The organism is Stenotrophomonas sp. YIM B13575, from assembly GCF_042787595.1.
Taxonomy (GTDB): domain Bacteria; phylum Pseudomonadota; class Gammaproteobacteria; order Xanthomonadales; family Xanthomonadaceae; genus Stenotrophomonas; species Stenotrophomonas lactitubi_B.
This window is the reverse complement of record NZ_JBHZOP010000057.1, coordinates 1-16,807: the sequence shown is the minus strand read 5'-3', so window position 1 is coordinate 16,807 and position 16,807 is coordinate 1. Positions and strand designations below refer to the sequence as shown.

Sequence of the window (16,807 nt, the reverse complement as noted above, 5' to 3'; positions counted from 1 at the left end):
GCTATCTCACCGAGCGGGCGATGGCGTACTGCGCGGCGTAGTACGTGGACAGCACCAGCAGGCTGGCCAACGGCAGGCCACCGCCAAAACGATCCCACGCCAGCAACGAATCGCTGGCCACGAACAGCAATGCGCCGGAGGCGGCCCAACGCGCGCTGCCCGCTTCCAACGCATCGGCGTGCGGCCGCTTCCAGTAACGCGCCAGCGCCAGCACTGCCATGGCGGCCAGTACCACGACGTAGGCCAGCACCGGAAGGCGCATCGGCAGCGGCAGATGCGGCCACAGGCCGGCGACGTTGATCGAAGCGAATGCGGCAAGCAGCACGAACGCTGCGAGCAATCCGCGACCTGCGCGCAGGCCGGCACGGAACGCAGCGATGTAGCACAGATGCGCCAGCAGGAAGGCAACCAGCCCCGGCACGAACGCGTCGATCGGCAGCATCAGCGCGATATCGCCCACGCAGGACAACAGCATGCCGGCCAGCACCGCGCGCCGGTAGAACGCATCCGCTACCGGCCGCGCCTGCCAGGCGATGGCGGCGATCAGCAGCGTGGTCGCCGGCTTGGCCAACCAGTGCAGCCAACGCCCGTCGCCGTCCAGGTAGGCGCCGACGATGGCCAGCACGGCCACCACCAGGATCAGCCCATCGCGCGTACGCAGGCTCATCGCGCCTTCCACAGCTCTGCAAGGCGATCCGGGCGGCCGCTGATGCGTTCCAGCACCGGATACTGCAGGCCGCCGTGGTAGTCGATCTTCATCGTATCGATGCGGTCGAACTGTTTGACCAGCAGTGTGATCGGCGCCTTGTCAGTGGCCGCCGCAGCCACCGCGTCCTTCAAGCGCTGGCTGCTGTATTCGCGACCACCAACGGCGATCACCTTCATGCCCGGCGCCAGGCCGGCATTGAACGCCGGGCTGTCCCACACCACATCACCGACTACGCCGCTGTCGACTACCGTCGCGCCCAGCGAATAGGCCAGCAGCGCCGCCTTCGCGCGCTTTTCCTGTGCCTTGTAGGCCTCGTTTGGCGCATCGCGGTAGACCAGCTTCCAGCCCGCCAGTTCCAGGCCGCCGGTCAGCGATCCGTGCCCGTCCAGGCGCTGGCGCAGAAAGCTGGCCCAGTCGTACGGCGCGATGCCGTTCAAGGTCGCCACCACGTCGTCGAAGGTGTACGGATTGACGTCCCAATCGCCGTTGCCGACGCCAAAAAACGCACGCGCGAAATCATCCAGGCTGCGACGGTTGCCGGTCAGCCCCCGCAGCTTGCCCTCTACCTCCAGCCACAGCATCTGCCCGCCGGAGTAGTAGTCTTCGCTCATCTGGTAATTGCGGTACGGCAACGTGCGGCGCTGGGCGATGGTCGGGTCGTTGGTGGTGTCCTGCAGCGGACGCCAAGCCAGGCCCGGGCGGCCGCGGTCATAGGTTGCCGCCACGTTCGCGAGCATGTCGCGCGCCTGCTCGATGGTCCACAGCCCGGAACGCGCGGCCAGCACCTGGCCCCAGAACTGGGTCTGGCCTTCGTACACCCACAGCAGGCTGTCGCCCATCGGCGTGTTGAAGTTGGCCGTGGCCAGATCGGCACCGCGACGGTACTTGCCGTTCCACGAGTGGGTGTACTCATGCGGCAGCAGGTCACGCATCCAGGCATTGCTGTCCCACTCGGTGAAATACCCCGGGTCGGCGCTGTTTTCGCTGGAACGATGATGCTCCAGCCCGATGCCGCCGAGGCGATCGGTCAGGGCAAGCAGGAATTCGTAGTGATCGTAGTGACGCGCGCCGTACAGTTTGTCGGCCTGCTGCACCAGCGCACGATGCACCTTCAGCTGCGCATCGGTTGGCTTCAGTGATTTGGCATCGTCGGCGAACACGTTCAGGTGCACCGGTGCCTTCGCGCCGGGATCGAGGTCGATGCGCTGGTGATGCTCGCCGGCAAACAGCGGCGAGTCGACCAGGTGGTCATAGGAGATCGGCTTGAACACCACGGTGTCGCCATCGCGGCGCGCGGTCTCCAGCGCGGTGGCATAGGCCCAGCCCTTGGGCAGCGTCACGCTGGCCTGCGCCTGCAGGTTGCGCGCGTCCACGCCGGCCGGATACAGCGAATTGGCATTCCACTGCAGGTTGAGCATTTCCGGGGTCATCACCACCCGGCCCTGGCTTCCACCCTGCGAAGACAGGAAATCGAAGTGGGCGACGATCTCGCTCACACCCGCCGGCACCTCCACCTTGAACGCGTATACGTTGAACTGGTCGCGCTGCCAGGCCAACGGCTTGCCGTTGGCGGTCACCCGCAGGCCGGCGAGCTTGTCGATGGGGCCAGTGGGCGAATGGTTGCCGGGAATCCACTGCGGGTACAGCAGGGTCAGCGGACCGGGCTTGGCTGGCACGGTGGCGGTGACCTTGAAGATGCGCCGGGCCAGGTCGCGCGCGTCGACATCGATGCGCAGCAGGCCCGGGGCGGCGGCATCACCCGGTGGCGGGGTCTGCGCCAGCGCGGGCGTGGCCGCCAGCGCGAACAGCACGGACATCACCAGGGCACGGGTTTTCATCGGCAACTTCCAGCAGCAGAGGATTCCTCGATGCTAGGCCTGTGCGGTGCCGAGCCCCATGGCCGAAGGTCATGGTTGCCAGTGCACCGACCTGATGCGGCAAAGCCTCATCGGAGCGTTGGCGAAGACTAACAGCATCCACGCATGGCGTGGATCTACTGGAAAGCGGAGGAGTACCGGGTAGATCCACGCCATGCGTGGATGGCGCGCTTCCCGAAGCCGTGCGAACCAAGGTTCACGCCCACCAGATGCGCCATCGCAATAAACCGGGAGACCCATTGGTAGATCCACGCCATGCGTGGATGACCTGCATCCCGAAGCCGTGCGAACCAAGGTTCAGGCCCACCAGATGCGCCATCGCAATAAACCGGGAGACCCATTGGTAGATCCACGCCATGCGTGGATGACCTGCATCCCGAAGCCGTGCGAACCAAGGTTCACACCCACCAGATGCGCCATCGCAATAAACCGGCAGGCCCATCGGTAGATCCACGCCATGCGTGGATGAAGCTCTTCCCGGTCAGTCGACCAGGCGCAGGCGCAGTTCCTTCGGCAGCGCGAACACCATCGATTCCGGCTCGCCGTCCAGCTCACCGATACCGGAAGCCCCCAGCTCGGCCAGACGCGCCAGCACGCCATCGACCAGCACCTGCGGTGCCGAGGCACCAGCGGTCACGCCAATGTGCTGCTTGCCCACCACCCAGGCCGGGTCGATCTCGTGCGCACCGTCGATCAGGTAGCTCTCCACGCCTTCACGGCGGGCCAGCTCACTCAGTCGGTTGGAATTGGAGCTGTTCGGCGAACCGACCACCAGCACCAGGTCGCAGCGCTTGGCCAGGTCGCGCACAGCGTCCTGGCGGTTCTGCGTGGCGTAGCAGATGTCGTCGTTCTTCGGCCCCTGCATCGCCGGGAAGCGCTCGCGCAGCGCATCGATGATGCCACGCGTGTCGTCCACCGACAGCGTGGTCTGGGTGGTGTACGCGAAGTTTTCCGGCTGGTTGATCTGCAGCGTGGCCACCTGCTCCACGTCCTCGACCAGGTAGATCTGGCCGGTGCCCGCTTCGCGGTTCCACTGCCCCATCGTGCCCTCCACTTCCGGATGGCCAGCATGGCCGATCAGCACCACGTCACGGCCGGCGCGGCAGTGGCGGGCGACTTCGAAATGGACCTTGGTCACCAGCGGACAGGTGGCGTCGAACACCTTCAGGCCACGACGCTCGGCTTCCTGGCGCACGGCCTGGGAAACGCCATGGGCGCTGAAGATGACGGTGTTGTTGTCCGGCACTTCGTCGAGTTCTTCGACGAAGATCGCGCCGCGCTGCTTCAGGTCATCGACCACGAAACGGTTATGCACCACCTCATGGCGGACATAGATGGGCGCGCCGAGCGTTTCGATCGCGCGCTTGACGATCTCGATCGCACGATCGACACCGGCACAGAAACCACGCGGGTTGGCGAGCAGCACATCCATCAGTTCAGTCTCCCGGCAGCGGCCGGCTTACGGTTTCGGGTTGGCATTATCCGCCTTTTTGGCGGACTTGCCGTCGAACAGGCCAAACAGGGCGATGCCTACGGCACCCACCACGATGGCCGAATCGGCGATGTTGAACGACGGCCAGACATGCTCGCCGACGTACCACTGGATGAAATCCACCACATGACCATGCACCTGGCGGTCGATCACGTTGCCGATCGCACCGCCGATGATCAGCGCGTAAGGCACGGCGGCCTTCCAGTTGCCACGGGCGGTAGCACGCAGCCACCAAGCCATCAGGCCGCTGATGGCGATCGCCAGAACGGTGAAGAAGTGCTTCTGCCAGCCACCGGCATCGCTCAGGAAGCTGAACGCTGCACCGGTGTTGTAGGTGCGGTACCAGTTCCAGAAGCCGTCGATGACCACCACCGGCTGGAACTCCGGCAGGCTCGACAGCACCCAGGCCTTCGACCACTGGTCCAGGCCGATGATGACTGCCGACAGCAGCAGCCAGACCAGTGCGTTCGGATGCGGGCGCGGGGCGGCCATCAGAACCAGCTCCGCACTTCGCCGGCACCGGCGATGTTGGTCACGCAGCGGCCACACAGTTCCGGGTGGTCGGCACTGCTGCCGACGTCGGCACGGTGGTGCCAGCAGCGCACGCACTTGGCTTTCTGCGTCGGCTGGGCGCTGACGAACACCTCGTCGGTGGTCGCCGGGCGCACCTGCACGTCACCGCTGATGAACAGGAAACGCAGTTCATCGGCCAGCGGCTGCCAGCGCGCGGCCTGCTCTTCGCTGGCGGCGATGGTGATTTCCGCTTCCAGCGCGGCACCGATCGCACCATTGGCGCGCATCGGCTCCAGCACCTTGGCCACCTGTTCGCGCACGGCCAGCAGCTGGTCGAAGTCGGCAGCGTTGAGCTGTGCCTCGGCCGGCAGCGGCGCCAGGCCCTCGTACCAGGTGGTGAACAGCACGTGGCCGGCACGGTCACCCGGCAGGTAACCCCACAGCTCGTCGGCGGTGAAGGTCAGGATCGGCGCCACCCAGCGGGTGAACGCTTCGGCGATGTGGTACATCGCGCTCTGCGCCGAACGACGACCATCCGAATCGGTCGGCATCGTGTACAGGCGGTCCTTGGTCACGTCCAGGTACAGCGAGCCCAGGTCCACGCTGCAGAAGTTCAGCAGCAGCTGCACGATCTCGGCCATGTCGTAGTTGTCATACGCCGCCTTGATCTTCTCCTGCAGCTCCCAGGCGCGATGCACGATCCAGCGGTCCAGCGCGACCATCTCGTTGAGGGGGCGCAGGTGCTGGGCCGGATCGAAACCGTCCAGGTTGCCCAGCAGGAAGCGGGCGGTGTTGCGCAGGCGACGGTAAGCGTCGGCGGTGCGCTTGAGGATTTCCTGCGACAGCGACATCTCGTTGCTGTAGTCGGCCGAGGCGATCCACAGGCGCAGGATGTCCGCGCCCAGCTTGTTCATGATTTCCTGTGGCTCGATGCCGTTGCCCAGCGACTTGGACATCTTGCGGCCGTGCTCGTCCACGGTGAAACCGTGGGTGAGGCACTGCTTGTACGGCGCGCGCTTGTCGATGGCCACGCCGGTCAGCAGCGAGGACTGGAACCAGCCGCGATGCTGGTCGGAGCCTTCCAGGTACAGGTCGGCCGGCTTGCCGAAGCCACGTGCGGCCAGCACCGCTTCATGGGTCACGCCGGAATCGAACCAGACATCGAGGATGTCGGTGACCTTCTCGTAGTCGGCCGCTTCGGCGCCCAGCAGTTCGGCCGCGTCCAGCGAGTACCACACGTCGATGCCTTCGGCTTCAACGCGGTCGGCCACCTGCTGCATCAGCTCCACCGAACGCGGGTGGATCTCGCCGGTCTGGCGGTGGGTGAACAGTGCGATCGGCACGCCCCAGGTGCGCTGGCGCGAGATCGTCCAGTCCGGGCGGCCATCGACCATGCTCTGGATGCGCGCCTTGCCCCAGCTCGGGAACCAGCCGACGGTGTCGATGGCGGCCAGCGCATCGTTGCGCAGGTTGGCCTTGTCCATCGAGATGAACCACTGCGGGGTGGCGCGGAACACCACCGGCGTCTTGTGCCGCCAGCAGTGCGGGTAGCTGTGGCGGATCTCGACGAACGCCAGCAGTGCGCCGCTGTCACGCAGCACCTGCACGATCGCCTCCTGCGCCTTCCACAGGTGCTGGCCAGCCAGCACCACGTCGCCTGCAGGCGGGGTCGATTCCAGGTAGACGCCACGGCCGTCGATCGGCGTGATCTGACCGGCGTTGTACTTCTCCAGCAGGCCGTATTTCTGGCTGACCACGTAGTCTTCCTGGCCGTGGCCGGGCGCAGTGTGCACCGCACCGGTACCGTCCTCGTCCGACACGTGTTCGCCGTTGAGCACGAGGATCTCGCGCTCCGGGTAGAACGGGTGCGCCAGCAGCTGGTTTTCCAGCGCCGAACCTTCGGCTTCACCGTGCAGCACCACCGCGTCCACGCCGTAGCGCTGCAGCGAACGCTCGGCCAGCGCAGCAGCCAGCACCAGCCAACGGCGCTTGCCGTTGTGCGCCGGGCCTTCGGCCAGCACGTAGCGGATGTCCGCGCCCAGCGACACCGCCAGCGAGGCCGGCAGCGTCCACGGGGTGGTGGTCCAGATCGGCACGGCCACTTCGACATCGGCCGGCAGGCTGACACCGAACGCCTGCGCCACGGCCTGCGCATCACGCGCGGCGTAGGCCACGTCGATCGCCGGCGAGGTCTTCTCGTGGTACTCGATCTCGGCCTCGGCCAGTGCCGAGCCGCAGTCGAAGCACCAGTAGACCGGCTTGGCGCCACGCAACAGATGGCCGTTGGCCACGATCTTGGACAGCGCACGGATCTCGTTGGCCTCGAAATCGAAGCTCAGGGTCTTGTACGGGTTGTCCCAGTCGCCGGTGACGCCCAGGCGCTTGAAGTCGGCACGCTGGATGTCGATCTGTTCTTCGGCGAACTCGCGGCACTTCTGCCGGAACTCGACCGCATCGAGCTTCACCCCGACCTTGCCCCATTTCTTTTCCACCGCGATTTCGATCGGCAGGCCATGGCAGTCCCAGCCCGGCACGTAGGGCGCATCGAAGCCGGCCAGGTAGCGCGACTTGACGATGACGTCCTTGAGGATCTTGTTGACCGCGTGGCCCAGGTGGATGCGCGCATTGGCGTACGGCGGACCGTCATGCAGCACGAACAGCGGGCGGCCGGCGGCGTTGTCGCGCAGCTGCTGGTAGAGCCCCTGCTCTTCCCAGCGCGCCAGAATGCCCGGCTCGCGCTTGGGCAGGTCGCCGCGCATCGGGAATTCGGTGGCCGGCAGGTTGAGGGTGGTCTTGTAGTCCTGGCTCACGCAGTGGCTCGCAATCTATGTTCGGAAAGGATGGCACGCGCCTGTTCGGCGTCGCGGTGCATCTGGTCGGTCAGCGCCGCCAGATCATTGAATTTCTCTTCATCGCGCAGCTTGGCGACGAATTCCACTTCGATGTGACGCCCGTACAGGTCGCCCTGGAAATCGAACAGGTGCGCTTCCAGCAGCGGCTCCACGCCGTCCACGGTCGGCCGGGTACCGAAACTGGACACCGACGGCCACGGCTGGTCGAACACCCCGTGCACCCAGGTTGCGTAGATGCCCGACAGCGCCGGGGTCTTCGGGAACCGCAGGTTGGCAGTGGGGAAGCCCAGCGTACGGCCGAGCTGACGCCCGCGCACCACCCGCCCGCTGATCGAGTAGGGACGCCCCAGCAGGTCGCCGACGCGGGCGAAGTCGCCTTCCTGCAGCAGCTGGCGGATCCGGGTGCTGGAGATGCGATCACCGTGCAGGTCGACCGCTTCGATTTCGCCGGCGCTGAAACCGAGCTCGGCACCCAGCGCCTGCAGCAGGGCCAGATCGCCACGGCGGCGGTTGCCGAAACAGAACTCCGGCCCGATCCAGACCTCGCGGGCGTTCAGGCGCTGGGCCAGCAGCTGGCGCACGAAGGTTTCGGCCGGCATCGCCGCCATCGCCGCGTCGAAGCGCAGCAGGCCGATCGCATCGACGCCCAGTTCGTGCAGGATCTCGACCTTGCTGCGGGCCAGGGTCAGCCGCGGCGGCGGCGTGCCCTGGGCAAAGAACTCGCGCGGCAGGGGCTCGAAGGCCACCGCCACCGCAGCCACACCCAAGGCGCGCGCACGCGCGACCGCGTGCCGCACCAGCGCACGATGGCCCAGGTGGAGGCCGTCGAATGCACCGATGCAGACCACGCTTCCGTTGGGGAACAGCTCCCCGCCCTCGACGCTTCTGAACAGCCTGCTCATCAACTCTCGTTCCGGCCGGCCCAAGCCCGCCGTTTCAATGGTGTAACCCTGAAGTATAGCCGCCGGGAGCCACGATCAATGCCCGCGCAGGTCGCGCGGACGGAAGCCCATCGCCACCATTGCCAGCAGATAGGTCAGCCCGCCACCGCCGACCAGCAGGCCGAGGGCACCGATCCGTTCCCACACGCCCATCGACGAGAAGCCCGGCAGCCAGTACAGCAGGGCCAGCAGCACGCCGACCATCGCCGTGCACGCCACCAGCAGCCGCAGCAGGTAACCGCCCCAGCCGGGACGCCGCTGGTAGACATCGGTCTTGCCCAGCCAGTACCAGAGCAGCCCCAGGTTCAGGTAACTGGACAGCGCGCTGGCGATGCCCAATGCCAGGTGCAGGCCGGGCTGCTTGCCGAGGGCGGCCATCACCCCCTGCGCCTTCAGCTCATCGGGCACCATCACCTGGTACAGCACTGCCAGCAGGGCGAAGTTGAACACCATGTTGGCCACCAGCGCGGCGACACCGGCGCGCACCGGCGTTTTGGTGTCCTGCCGCGCGTAGAAGGCCGGCAGCACCACTTTCAGCAGCGCGAAGGCCGGCAGGCCGAAGCTCAGGCCGTACACCGACAGCGCCGTCATGCGGGTGTCGAAGGCGGTGAACTGGCCGTGCTGGAAGATCGTCGAGATCAGCGGCTCGGCCAGCAGCAGCAGGCCGAGCATGGCCGGCACCGAGATCAGCAGGGTCATGCGCAGGCCCCAGTCCAGCGAGCGCGAAAAGCCTTCGCGGTCGGTACTGACATGGTGCCGGGCCAGCGCCGGCAGGATCACCGTGCCCAGGGCCACGCCGAACACGCCCAGCGGCAGCTCCAGGAAGCGATCGGCCAGCGACAGCCAGGACTGCGAACCATCGGTCAGCTTGGCGGCGATGACGGTATCCAGCAGCAGGTTGATCTGCGCCACTGACGAGCCGAACAGGGTCGGCACCATCAGCGTCATCACCTTGCGCACGCCCGGATGGTTCCAGCCCCAGCGCGGCAGGGTCAGCAGGTCGATACCCTTCAACGAAGGCAACTGGAACAGCAGCTGCAACAGGCCGGCGGCCAGCACGGCCCAGCCGAGGGCGAGGATCTGCTTTTCCGGTGTGCCCCCCAGCCGCGGCGCCAGCCACAGCGCGCCGGCGATCATGCACAGGTTGAGGATGACCGGGGTCAGCGCCGGCATCGCGAAGCGCTGGAAACTGTTCAGCGCGCCGCCGGCCAGGGCGGTCAGCGAGACGAACAGCAGGAACGGGAAGGTCAGGCGGAACAGGTCGATCAGCAGGCCCTGCTTGGCAGGGTCGGTGTCGACGCCACTGGCGAAGACCGACGCCAGTTGCGGCGCGAAGATCAGCGCCAGTGCGGTGACCAGCATCAGCACGCCGCCCAGGGTGCCGGCGGTGCGGGCCATCAATTCACGCAGCTCGGCGTGGCTGCGGGTCTCCTTCACCTCGGTGAACACCGGCACGAATGCGGTGGCAAAGGAGCCCTCGGCGAACAGCCGGCGCAGGAAATTGGGTATCCTGAAGGCGACCCAGAAAGCATCGGTGATGGCGTTGGTGCCGAAGGTCGAGGTCACCACCTGGTCCCGGACCAGGCCGAGAACCCGCGAGACCATGGTCATGCTGCTGAACGACAGCAGGCCCCGCAACATCTTGGGTGAACTCACTCAACGCCCCTCTTGACAATCGACTTGACGTACATTTCTTACGCCATCATACTAGCTAGCTTGCTGTTCCCATAACACCGATTTTTCAGGAAACCACCACCGTGGCCAATATCAAGTCCGCCAAGAAGCGCGCCAAGCAGACCGTCGTGCGCAACGCGCGCAACGTGGCTCAGCGCTCGATGCTGCGCACCGCTGTCAAGAAAGTGATCAAGGCGCTGGACGCCAACGATGCCGCCGGCGCTCAAGCCGCCTTCGCCGTTGCCCAGCCGATCCTGGATCGTTTCAGCGCGCGTGGCCTGATCCACAAGAACAAGGCTGCTCGCCACAAGAGCCGCCTGAACGACCGCATCAAGGCCCTCCAGGCCGCCTGATCCGGTTGGTTGCTGGAGCCCCGGCTCCGGCAGCACGCAAAAGCCCGGCTTCGGCCGGGTTTTTTGTTGCCTGCAGTTTCCGCTTCTGTAGAGCCAAGCCCATGCTCGGCTGGCCGCGCGAACAGCAGCCGAGCATGGGCTCGGCTTTACAGAAGAGCGGCACCCACAAAAAACCCGGCCGAAGCCGGGTTTTTTCGCGGGAACCACAACAGGCATTACTGCGCGTTGCGGGCCGCCTCGAGCTCGTCTTCCTTCTGGCGATCGAAGAACGCCATGATCCGGCTCATGATCGGGAACGTGCCCTCACGACCCAGTGCGGACACCAGGAACCACGGCTCCTTCCAGCCCAGCTCGGCCACGATCTTCTCGGCGGCGGCCTTGGCCTCGTCCTCGAACATCAGGTCAGCCTTGTTCAGCACCAGCCAGCGCGGCTTGGCCAGCAGCTCCGGATCGTGCTTTTCCAGTTCGCGCTCGATGGCACGCACCTGCTCGACCGGGGAAACCCCTTCCACACCACCCTCCATCGGCGAGATGTCGACGAGGTGCAGCAGCAGGCGGGTGCGCTGCAGATGGCGCAGGAACTGCGCGCCCAGGCCGGCACCGTCGGCCGCACCTTCGATCAGGCCCGGAATGTCGGCGATCACGAAGCTGCGGTAGTTTTCCACCTTCACCACACCCAGGTTCGGGTACAGCGTGGTGAACGGGTAATCGGCCACCTTCGGCGTCGCCGCCGAGACGGCGCGGATCAGGGTGCTCTTGCCGGCATTGGGGAAGCCCAGCAGACCGACGTCGGCCAGCAGCTTCAACTCCAGCTTCAGCGTGCGCTCTTCACCCGGCTCGCCCGGCAGCGCCTGGCGCGGCGAGCGGTTGGTGGAGCTCTTGAAATGCATGTTGCCGAGGCCGCCGCGGCCACCCTTGGCCACCAGCAGCCGGTCGCCATGCTGGGTCAGGTCGCCGATGATTTCATCGGTGGCCACGTTGATGATCACGGTGCCGACCGGCACGGTGATGACCATGTCTTCGCCACCCTTGCCATAGGCCTGGCGGCCCATGCCGTTCTCGCCGCGCTGCGCCTTGAAGATGCGGTCATGGCGGAAGTCGACCAGGGTGTTGAGGTTTTCGTCGGCGCGGATCCACACGCTGCCGCCCGCACCGCCGTCGCCGCCGTCCGGGCCGCCGAGCGGAATGAACTTCTCGCGACGGAAGCCAATGCAGCCGTTGCCGCCGTTGCCGGCGAACACTTCGATTTCTGCTTCGTCTACCAGTTTCATTGTTTCGATGCCTGCGATGGGCGCGGCATGCACGCCGCCACCTTGATGTAGTGCCGGCCGCTGGCCGACAACCGGGCGATGCCCGTTTTACCATTGATTCCAACGAAAAGCCCCGCCGAAGCGGGGCTCTTCATGCAGCGAGCTCTTCATCCAGCACGGCCATGCCGAGGCATGGGCGCCGGACGCAGCCTTATCAGGCTTCGACCGAGACGACGCTGACGGTGCGACGCTTCTTCGGGCCCTTCACGGTGAACTCCACCTTGCCGTCCGTCAGGGCGAACAGGGTGTGGTCACGACCGAGGCCGACGCCGGAACCCGGGTGGAACTGGGTGCCGCGCTGACGCACGATGATGTTGCCGGCTTCGATGGCCTGGCCACCGAAGATCTTGACGCCGAGGTACTTCGGGTTGGAGTCGCGACCGTTGCGCGAAGAGCCTACGCCTTTTTTATGTGCCATGACCTATCTCCTTACTTGCTGCCACCGGCAATGCCGGTGATCTCGATTTCGGTGTAGTACTGACGGTGACCCTGGCGCTTCATGTGGTGCTTACGGCGACGGAACTTGATGATCCGGACCTTGTCGGCACGACCCTGGGACAGGACGGTGGCAGTGACCGCAGCGCCGCTCAGGGCGTCGCCGATCTTGATGCCATCGCTGTCGCCGAGCAGCAGGATGTTGTCGAACTTGATCTCGCTGCCGACTTCGACTTCGAGCTTTTCAATGCGGAGCTTTTCGCCCTGCGCCACGCGGTATTGCTTACCGCCGGTGACCAGTACTGCGTACATGACCAGACTTCCTCTGTAGTTATTGTGGTCTATGGACTGCCGCCGTCGAGGGCGGACAGGAGCGGAATTGTACGTGGACCACCGCGGACGGGTCAAGTCAACCCCTGGGCGGGGCCTGCGGGGACCTGTCCCCCGCCCTCAGTAGAGCCGAGCCATGCTCGGCTGAACGGTTCGGGGGCCGGCCAGCCGAGCGTGGCTCGGCTCTACTGGCCGTCTCACGAGGTGAGACACCGGGCTGGCATTGTCGCCCATTGCCCCCATCTGGTCACCTCGGTAGGCTGACCGATTGCCGCCCTATCGCTGGCCCGGCGGCCCAGCCACGCCCCCACAACCGGATTCCCCATGGCGATGGATTTCATCCGCATCCGCGGCGCGCGGACGCACAACCTCAAGAACATCGACCTCGACCTGCCCCGCGACAAACTGATCGTGATCACCGGCCTGTCCGGCTCGGGCAAGTCGTCGCTGGCGTTCGACACCATCTATGCCGAGGGCCAGCGGCGTTACGTCGAGTCCCTGTCGGCGTATGCGCGGCAGTTCCTGAGCGTGATGGAAAAGCCGGACCTGGACCATATCGAAGGCCTGTCCCCGGCGATCTCGATCGAGCAGAAGTCGACCTCGCACAACCCGCGCTCGACGGTCGGCACGATCACCGAGATCTACGACTACCTGCGCCTGCTGTACGCACGTGTCGGCACGCCGCGCTGCCCCGACCACGGCTATCCGCTGGAAGCGCAGACGGTCAGCCAGATGGTCGACCACATGCTGACGCTGGACCCGGAACAGCGCTACATGCTGCTGGCGCCGGTGATCCGCGACCGCAAGGGCGAGCACGCACAGGTGTTCGACCAGCTGCGCGCGCAGGGTTTCGTGCGTGTGCGCGTCGATGGCGAGCTGTACGAAATCGATGCGGTGCCGCCGCTGGCGCTGCGCCAGAAGCACACCATCGAGGCGGTGATCGATCGCTTCCGCCCGCGCGAAGACATCAAGCAGCGCCTGGCCGAGAGCTTCGAAACGGCCTTGAAGCTGGGTGATGGCATGGCGTCGGTGCAGTCGCTGGACGACGCCGGTGCGACCCCTACCCTGTTCTCGTCCAAGTATTCCTGCCCGGTCTGCGACTACTCGCTGCCCGAACTGGAGCCGCGCCTGTTCTCGTTCAACGCACCGATGGGCGCCTGCCCCGGCTGCGATGGACTGGGCATGGCCGAATTCTTCGATCCCTCGCGCGTGGTGGTGCATCCCGAGCTGTCGCTGGCTGCCGGTGCCGTGCGCGGCTGGGATCGCCGCAATGCCTATTACTTCCAGCTGATCGCCTCGCTGGCCAAGCACTACAAGTTCGACACCGACGCGGCGTGGAACTCGCTGCCGGCCAAGGTGCAGCAGGCCGTGCTGTATGGCAGCGGCGAGGAAGCGATCACCTTCACCTACTTCACCGAGGCCGGTGGCCGCACCCAGCGCAAGCATCGCTTCGAAGGCATCATTCCCAACCTCGAACGCCGCTACAAGGAAACCGAATCGGCGGCGGTGCAGGAAGAGCTGGGCAAGTACATCAGCGAGCATGCCTGTCCCGAGTGCAACGGCGCACGCCTGAACAAGGCCGCGCGCAACGTGTTCGTGGCCGATCGCCCGCTGCCGGAACTGGTGGTGCTGCCGATCGATGAAGCGCTGAAGTTCTTCAGCGAACTGAGCCTGCCGGGCTGGCGCGGCGAGATCGCTGCGAAGATCGTCAAGGAGATCGGTGAGCGTCTCGGCTTCCTGGTCGATGTGGGCCTGGATTACCTGACCCTGGAGCGCAAGGCCGACACCCTGTCCGGTGGCGAGGCGCAGCGCATCCGCCTGGCCAGCCAGATCGGTGCCGGCCTGGTGGGCGTGATGTACGTGCTCGATGAGCCGTCCATCGGCCTGCACCAGCGCGACAACGAGCGCCTGCTGGGCACCCTCACCCGCCTGCGCGACCTCGGCAACACGGTGATCGTGGTTGAGCATGACGAAGATGCGATCCGTCTGGCCGACTACGTGCTGGACATCGGGCCGGGCGCGGGCGTGCATGGCGGCGAGATCGTCGGCCAGGGCAGCCTGCAGGACCTCCTCGATGCACCGCGTTCGCTGACCGGCCAGTACCTGTCGGGCAAGCGCGCGATCAAGATCCCGGCGCGCCGGCACAAGCCGAACCCGAAGATGACCCTGCATCTGCGTGGTGCCACCGGCAACAACCTGAAGGGCGTGGACCTGGCCATTCCGGCGGGGCTGCTGACCTGCGTGACCGGCGTGTCCGGTTCGGGCAAGTCGACCCTGATCAACGACACCCTGTTCTCGCTGGCTGCCAACGAGATCAACGGCGCCTCGCACCCGATCGCGCCTTACAAGGAGATAGATGGCCTGGACCTGTTCGACAAGGTGGTGGACATCGACCAGTCGCCGATCGGCCGCACCCCGCGTTCGAACCCGGCCACCTATACCGGCCTGTTCACTCCCCTGCGCGAACTGTTCGCACAGGTGCCCGAATCGCGTGCGCGCGGTTATTCGCCGGGCCGCTTCAGTTTCAACGTGCGTGGTGGCCGCTGCGAGGCCTGCCAGGGCGATGGCCTGATCAAGGTCGAGATGCACTTCCTGCCGGACGTGTACGTGCCCTGCGACGTCTGCCATGGCAAGCGCTACAACCGCGAAACGCTGGAGATCCTGTACAAGGGCTTCAACATCAACGACGTGCTGGAAATGACCGTCGAAGATGCGTTGAAGCTGTTCGAGCCGGTACCGTCCATCGCCCGCAAGCTGGAGACCCTGGTCGATGTCGGCCTGAGCTACATCAAGCTGGGCCAGAGCGCGACCACGCTGTCCGGTGGTGAAGCGCAGCGCGTGAAGCTGTCCAAGGAACTGTCACGCCGCGATACCGGCCGCACCCTGTACATCCTCGACGAGCCGACCACCGGCCTGCACTTCCACGACATCGAGGCACTGCTCGGCGTGCTGCACAAGCTGCGCGACGAGGGCAACACGGTGGTGGTGATCGAGCACAACCTGGACGTGATCAAGACCGCGGACTGGATCGTCGATCTCGGTCCGGAAGGCGGTCATCGCGGTGGCACCATCCTGGTGACCGGCACGCCGGAAGACGTGGCCGCATGCCCGGATTCGTACACCGGCCAGTTCCTCGCCCGGATGCTGCCGTCCACTACTGCGCGACCGGACCAGCCCGCCGCCGTGGCCAACAAGCCCGATGCGCGCCCGCCGCGCAAGGTGAAGCCCGAGAAGCCGGCCAAGAAGGCCGCCGCCGCCAAGAGCACCGGCAAGGCCAGCAAGACCGCCACGGCCGGCACCAAGAAGAAGAAGGACGCCTGATGAGCAGCGAACACAAGATCCTGGCCCGCATTCCGATCAGCGTGCGCTGGCGTGACATGGACAGCATGGGCCACGTCAACAACGCCAAGTACATCTCCTACCTGGAAGAGGCGCGCGTGCGCTGGATGCTGGGCGTGGAAGGCGTGTCGATGACCGACCGCATCGCACCGGTGGTGGCTGCCACCAACGTCAACTACCGGTTGCCGATCGTGTGGCCCAACGACATCCTGGTCGAGCTGTTCGTCGAGCGCCTGGGCAACAGCAGCGTGACCATCGGTCATCGCATCGTCGACCAGCAGGATGAGTCGAAGCTATATTCGGACGGCAACGTGGTGGTGGTGTGGATGGACACGCAGACCGGCAAGAGCGCGCCACTGCCTGAGGCGATCCGCAACGCGTCGAGCTGACACATCTGGTAGATGCCGACCTTGGTCGGCACCGGCCCGCCGGGCATGGCCCGGCGCTACCGTTCCACATCAAAGGACTGACATGATCCACCAGACTGAACTGCGCGACCTGCTGCCCGGCATGGTCCCCTTCCCCGCCGACGTATTCCCCGCTGACCAGGCCTGGCTTGGTCAGCACCTGCTGCCGCTGCTGAAGATCGACCTCGGCGTGCTGCGCCCGGAACTGGCCGGCCAGGCCGCCACCCTGCTGTGTCCGATCGAGCCCTATGAAGGCTGCATCGGCGAAGCCACCGAAGAACACCACAACGCGTTCACCGGCACCAACTGGATCGCCTTTGAATTGACCGCCGACAACCGCATGCGTTTCCTCGGTGAGGAGGGCTATTTCATCGGCGACCAGGTGCAGGACAACGACGCGCTGGAGCACATCACGGAGATGCGTGAGAGCTACAGCAAGGCACACGCGTACTTCCAGCAGCATGGACGCCTGGCGAGCTATTCGCGCTATGGCGATGGCGAGCCCGGCGAGCAGGCCTACCTTGATGTGCTGGGCGGGCAGATCTCGACCGGCAACTGGATTGAAACCGCGGAAA

Annotated in this window: 16 protein-coding genes; 4 read left to right on the top strand and 12 right to left on the bottom strand. The window is 65.7% G+C overall.

Annotation, left to right across the window (positions count from 1 at the left end; translation table 11 throughout):
* Position 1: 1 nt before the first annotated feature.
* The 8 genes from ACFX4F_RS10825 to murJ form a co-directional block, all read right to left on the bottom strand.
* Positions 2-667, bottom strand: coding sequence for a lysoplasmalogenase (locus tag ACFX4F_RS10825; RefSeq protein WP_380655042.1), 666 nt, complete (start codon positions 665-667; stop codon positions 2-4).
* A complete protein-coding gene (locus ACFX4F_RS10820) occupies positions 664-2,547 on the bottom strand; it encodes a M61 family metallopeptidase (RefSeq protein WP_380655039.1) in 1,884 nt (627 codons plus the stop codon). Before ACFX4F_RS10820 ends, ACFX4F_RS10825 begins: the two co-directional genes overlap by 4 nt.
* Positions 2,548-2,782: 235 nt before the next feature.
* Entirely contained in the window at positions 2,783-2,944 is a 162-nt protein-coding gene (locus ACFX4F_RS10815) for a hypothetical protein (RefSeq protein WP_380655035.1), read from the bottom strand.
* Between the two features lie 123 nt (positions 2,945-3,067).
* Positions 3,068-4,018, bottom strand: a complete 951-nt coding sequence (gene ispH / locus ACFX4F_RS10810; protein WP_099821031.1) for a 4-hydroxy-3-methylbut-2-enyl diphosphate reductase — start codon at positions 4,016-4,018, stop codon at positions 3,068-3,070.
* Positions 4,019-4,045: 27 nt separating this feature from the next.
* Positions 4,046-4,570 carry a signal peptidase II gene (gene lspA / locus ACFX4F_RS10805; RefSeq protein WP_380655032.1) on the bottom strand — a complete coding sequence of 175 codons (525 nt, stop codon included), beginning with the start codon at positions 4,568-4,570 and terminating at the stop codon, positions 4,046-4,048.
* Complete coding sequence (gene ileS / locus ACFX4F_RS10800; RefSeq protein ID WP_380655029.1) at positions 4,570-7,401, bottom strand: isoleucine--tRNA ligase; 2,832 nt, start codon at positions 7,399-7,401, stop codon at positions 4,570-4,572. The genes lspA and ileS overlap by 1 nt, the downstream gene beginning before the upstream one ends.
* On the bottom strand, positions 7,398-8,345 hold the full coding sequence (locus ACFX4F_RS10795; RefSeq protein WP_025873849.1) for a bifunctional riboflavin kinase/FAD synthetase: 948 nt from the start codon (positions 8,343-8,345) through the stop codon (positions 7,398-7,400). Before ACFX4F_RS10795 ends, ileS begins: the two co-directional genes overlap by 4 nt.
* A gap of 75 nt (positions 8,346-8,420) precedes the next feature.
* Positions 8,421-10,025 (bottom strand): murein biosynthesis integral membrane protein MurJ, encoded by a 1,605-nt coding sequence (gene murJ, locus ACFX4F_RS10790; protein WP_099821027.1) that lies wholly within the window; start codon positions 10,023-10,025, stop codon positions 8,421-8,423.
* 116 nt (positions 10,026-10,141) lie between these two features.
* Between murJ and rpsT the strand changes: the two genes are divergently transcribed.
* On the top strand, positions 10,142-10,411 hold the full coding sequence (rpsT, locus tag ACFX4F_RS10785) for a 30S ribosomal protein S20 (protein ID WP_025873851.1): 270 nt from the start codon (positions 10,142-10,144) through the stop codon (positions 10,409-10,411).
* A gap of 215 nt (positions 10,412-10,626) precedes the next feature.
* On the opposite strand, the gene obgE is transcribed toward rpsT, so the two are convergent.
* The 4 genes from obgE to rplU are packed head-to-tail and all read right to left on the bottom strand — an operon-like array spanning position 10,627 to position 12,468.
* Positions 10,627-11,682, bottom strand: a complete 1,056-nt coding sequence (gene obgE, locus ACFX4F_RS10780; RefSeq protein ID WP_025873852.1) for a GTPase ObgE — start codon at positions 11,680-11,682, stop codon at positions 10,627-10,629.
* Positions 11,679-11,816, bottom strand: coding sequence for a hypothetical protein (locus tag ACFX4F_RS10775; protein ID WP_157804331.1), 138 nt, complete (start codon positions 11,814-11,816; stop codon positions 11,679-11,681). Before ACFX4F_RS10775 ends, obgE begins: the two co-directional genes overlap by 4 nt.
* A 59-nt stretch (positions 11,817-11,875) precedes the next feature.
* Positions 11,876-12,139: a 50S ribosomal protein L27 gene (gene rpmA / locus ACFX4F_RS10770; protein WP_089239574.1), complete on the bottom strand. Its 264-nt coding sequence runs from the start codon at positions 12,137-12,139 to the stop codon at positions 11,876-11,878.
* 11 nt (positions 12,140-12,150) lie between these two features.
* The gene (gene rplU, locus ACFX4F_RS10765) at positions 12,151-12,468 is read right to left on the bottom strand and encodes a 50S ribosomal protein L21 (protein ID WP_004148331.1); all 318 of its coding nucleotides are present in this window, start codon (positions 12,466-12,468) and stop codon (positions 12,151-12,153) included.
* Positions 12,469-12,810: 342 nt separating this feature from the next.
* Between rplU and uvrA the strand changes: the two genes are divergently transcribed.
* The 3 genes from uvrA to ACFX4F_RS10750 all read left to right on the top strand — a co-directional run.
* Positions 12,811-15,807 (top strand): excinuclease ABC subunit UvrA, encoded by a 2,997-nt coding sequence (gene uvrA / locus ACFX4F_RS10760; protein ID WP_099821026.1) that lies wholly within the window; start codon positions 12,811-12,813, stop codon positions 15,805-15,807.
* Positions 15,807-16,214, top strand: a complete 408-nt coding sequence (locus tag ACFX4F_RS10755; RefSeq protein ID WP_380655020.1) for an acyl-CoA thioesterase — start codon at positions 15,807-15,809, stop codon at positions 16,212-16,214. Before uvrA ends, ACFX4F_RS10755 begins: the two co-directional genes overlap by 1 nt.
* Before the next feature lie 82 nt (positions 16,215-16,296).
* Positions 16,297-16,807: enolase (locus tag ACFX4F_RS10750; RefSeq protein ID WP_380655017.1), on the top strand; the 511-nt coding region annotated here is incomplete at its 3' end.

Excerpts from the sequence above, each read along its gene's own strand:
- ACFX4F_RS10820 (WP_380655039.1), bottom strand. The coding sequence starts at position 2,547 with ATGAAAACCCGTGCCCTGGTGATGTCCGTGCTGTTCGCGCTGGCGGCC.
- ACFX4F_RS10815 (WP_380655035.1), bottom strand. The coding sequence starts at position 2,944 with ATGGCGTGGATCTACCAATGGGTCTCCCGGTTTATTGCGATGGCGCAT.
- ACFX4F_RS10755 (WP_380655020.1), top strand. The coding sequence starts at position 15,807 with ATGAGCAGCGAACACAAGATCCTGGCCCGCATTCCGATCAGCGTGCGC.
- ACFX4F_RS10795 (WP_025873849.1), bottom strand. The coding sequence starts at position 8,345 with ATGAGCAGGCTGTTCAGAAGCGTCGAGGGCGGGGAGCTGTTCCCCAAC.
- ispH (WP_099821031.1), bottom strand. The coding sequence starts at position 4,018 with ATGGATGTGCTGCTCGCCAACCCGCGTGGTTTCTGTGCCGGTGTCGAT.
- obgE (WP_025873852.1), bottom strand. The coding sequence starts at position 11,682 with ATGAAACTGGTAGACGAAGCAGAAATCGAAGTGTTCGCCGGCAACGGC.
- uvrA (WP_099821026.1), top strand. The coding sequence starts at position 12,811 with ATGGCGATGGATTTCATCCGCATCCGCGGCGCGCGGACGCACAACCTC.
- murJ (WP_099821027.1), bottom strand. The coding sequence starts at position 10,025 with ATGTTGCGGGGCCTGCTGTCGTTCAGCAGCATGACCATGGTCTCGCGG.
- ACFX4F_RS10775 (WP_157804331.1), bottom strand. The coding sequence starts at position 11,816 with ATGAAGAGCCCCGCTTCGGCGGGGCTTTTCGTTGGAATCAATGGTAAA.
- ACFX4F_RS10825 (WP_380655042.1), bottom strand. The coding sequence starts at position 667 with ATGAGCCTGCGTACGCGCGATGGGCTGATCCTGGTGGTGGCCGTGCTG.
- rplU (WP_004148331.1), bottom strand. The coding sequence starts at position 12,468 with ATGTACGCAGTACTGGTCACCGGCGGTAAGCAATACCGCGTGGCGCAG.
- rpmA (WP_089239574.1), bottom strand. The coding sequence starts at position 12,139 with ATGGCACATAAAAAAGGCGTAGGCTCTTCGCGCAACGGTCGCGACTCC.
- lspA (WP_380655032.1), bottom strand. The coding sequence starts at position 4,570 with ATGGCCGCCCCGCGCCCGCATCCGAACGCACTGGTCTGGCTGCTGCTG.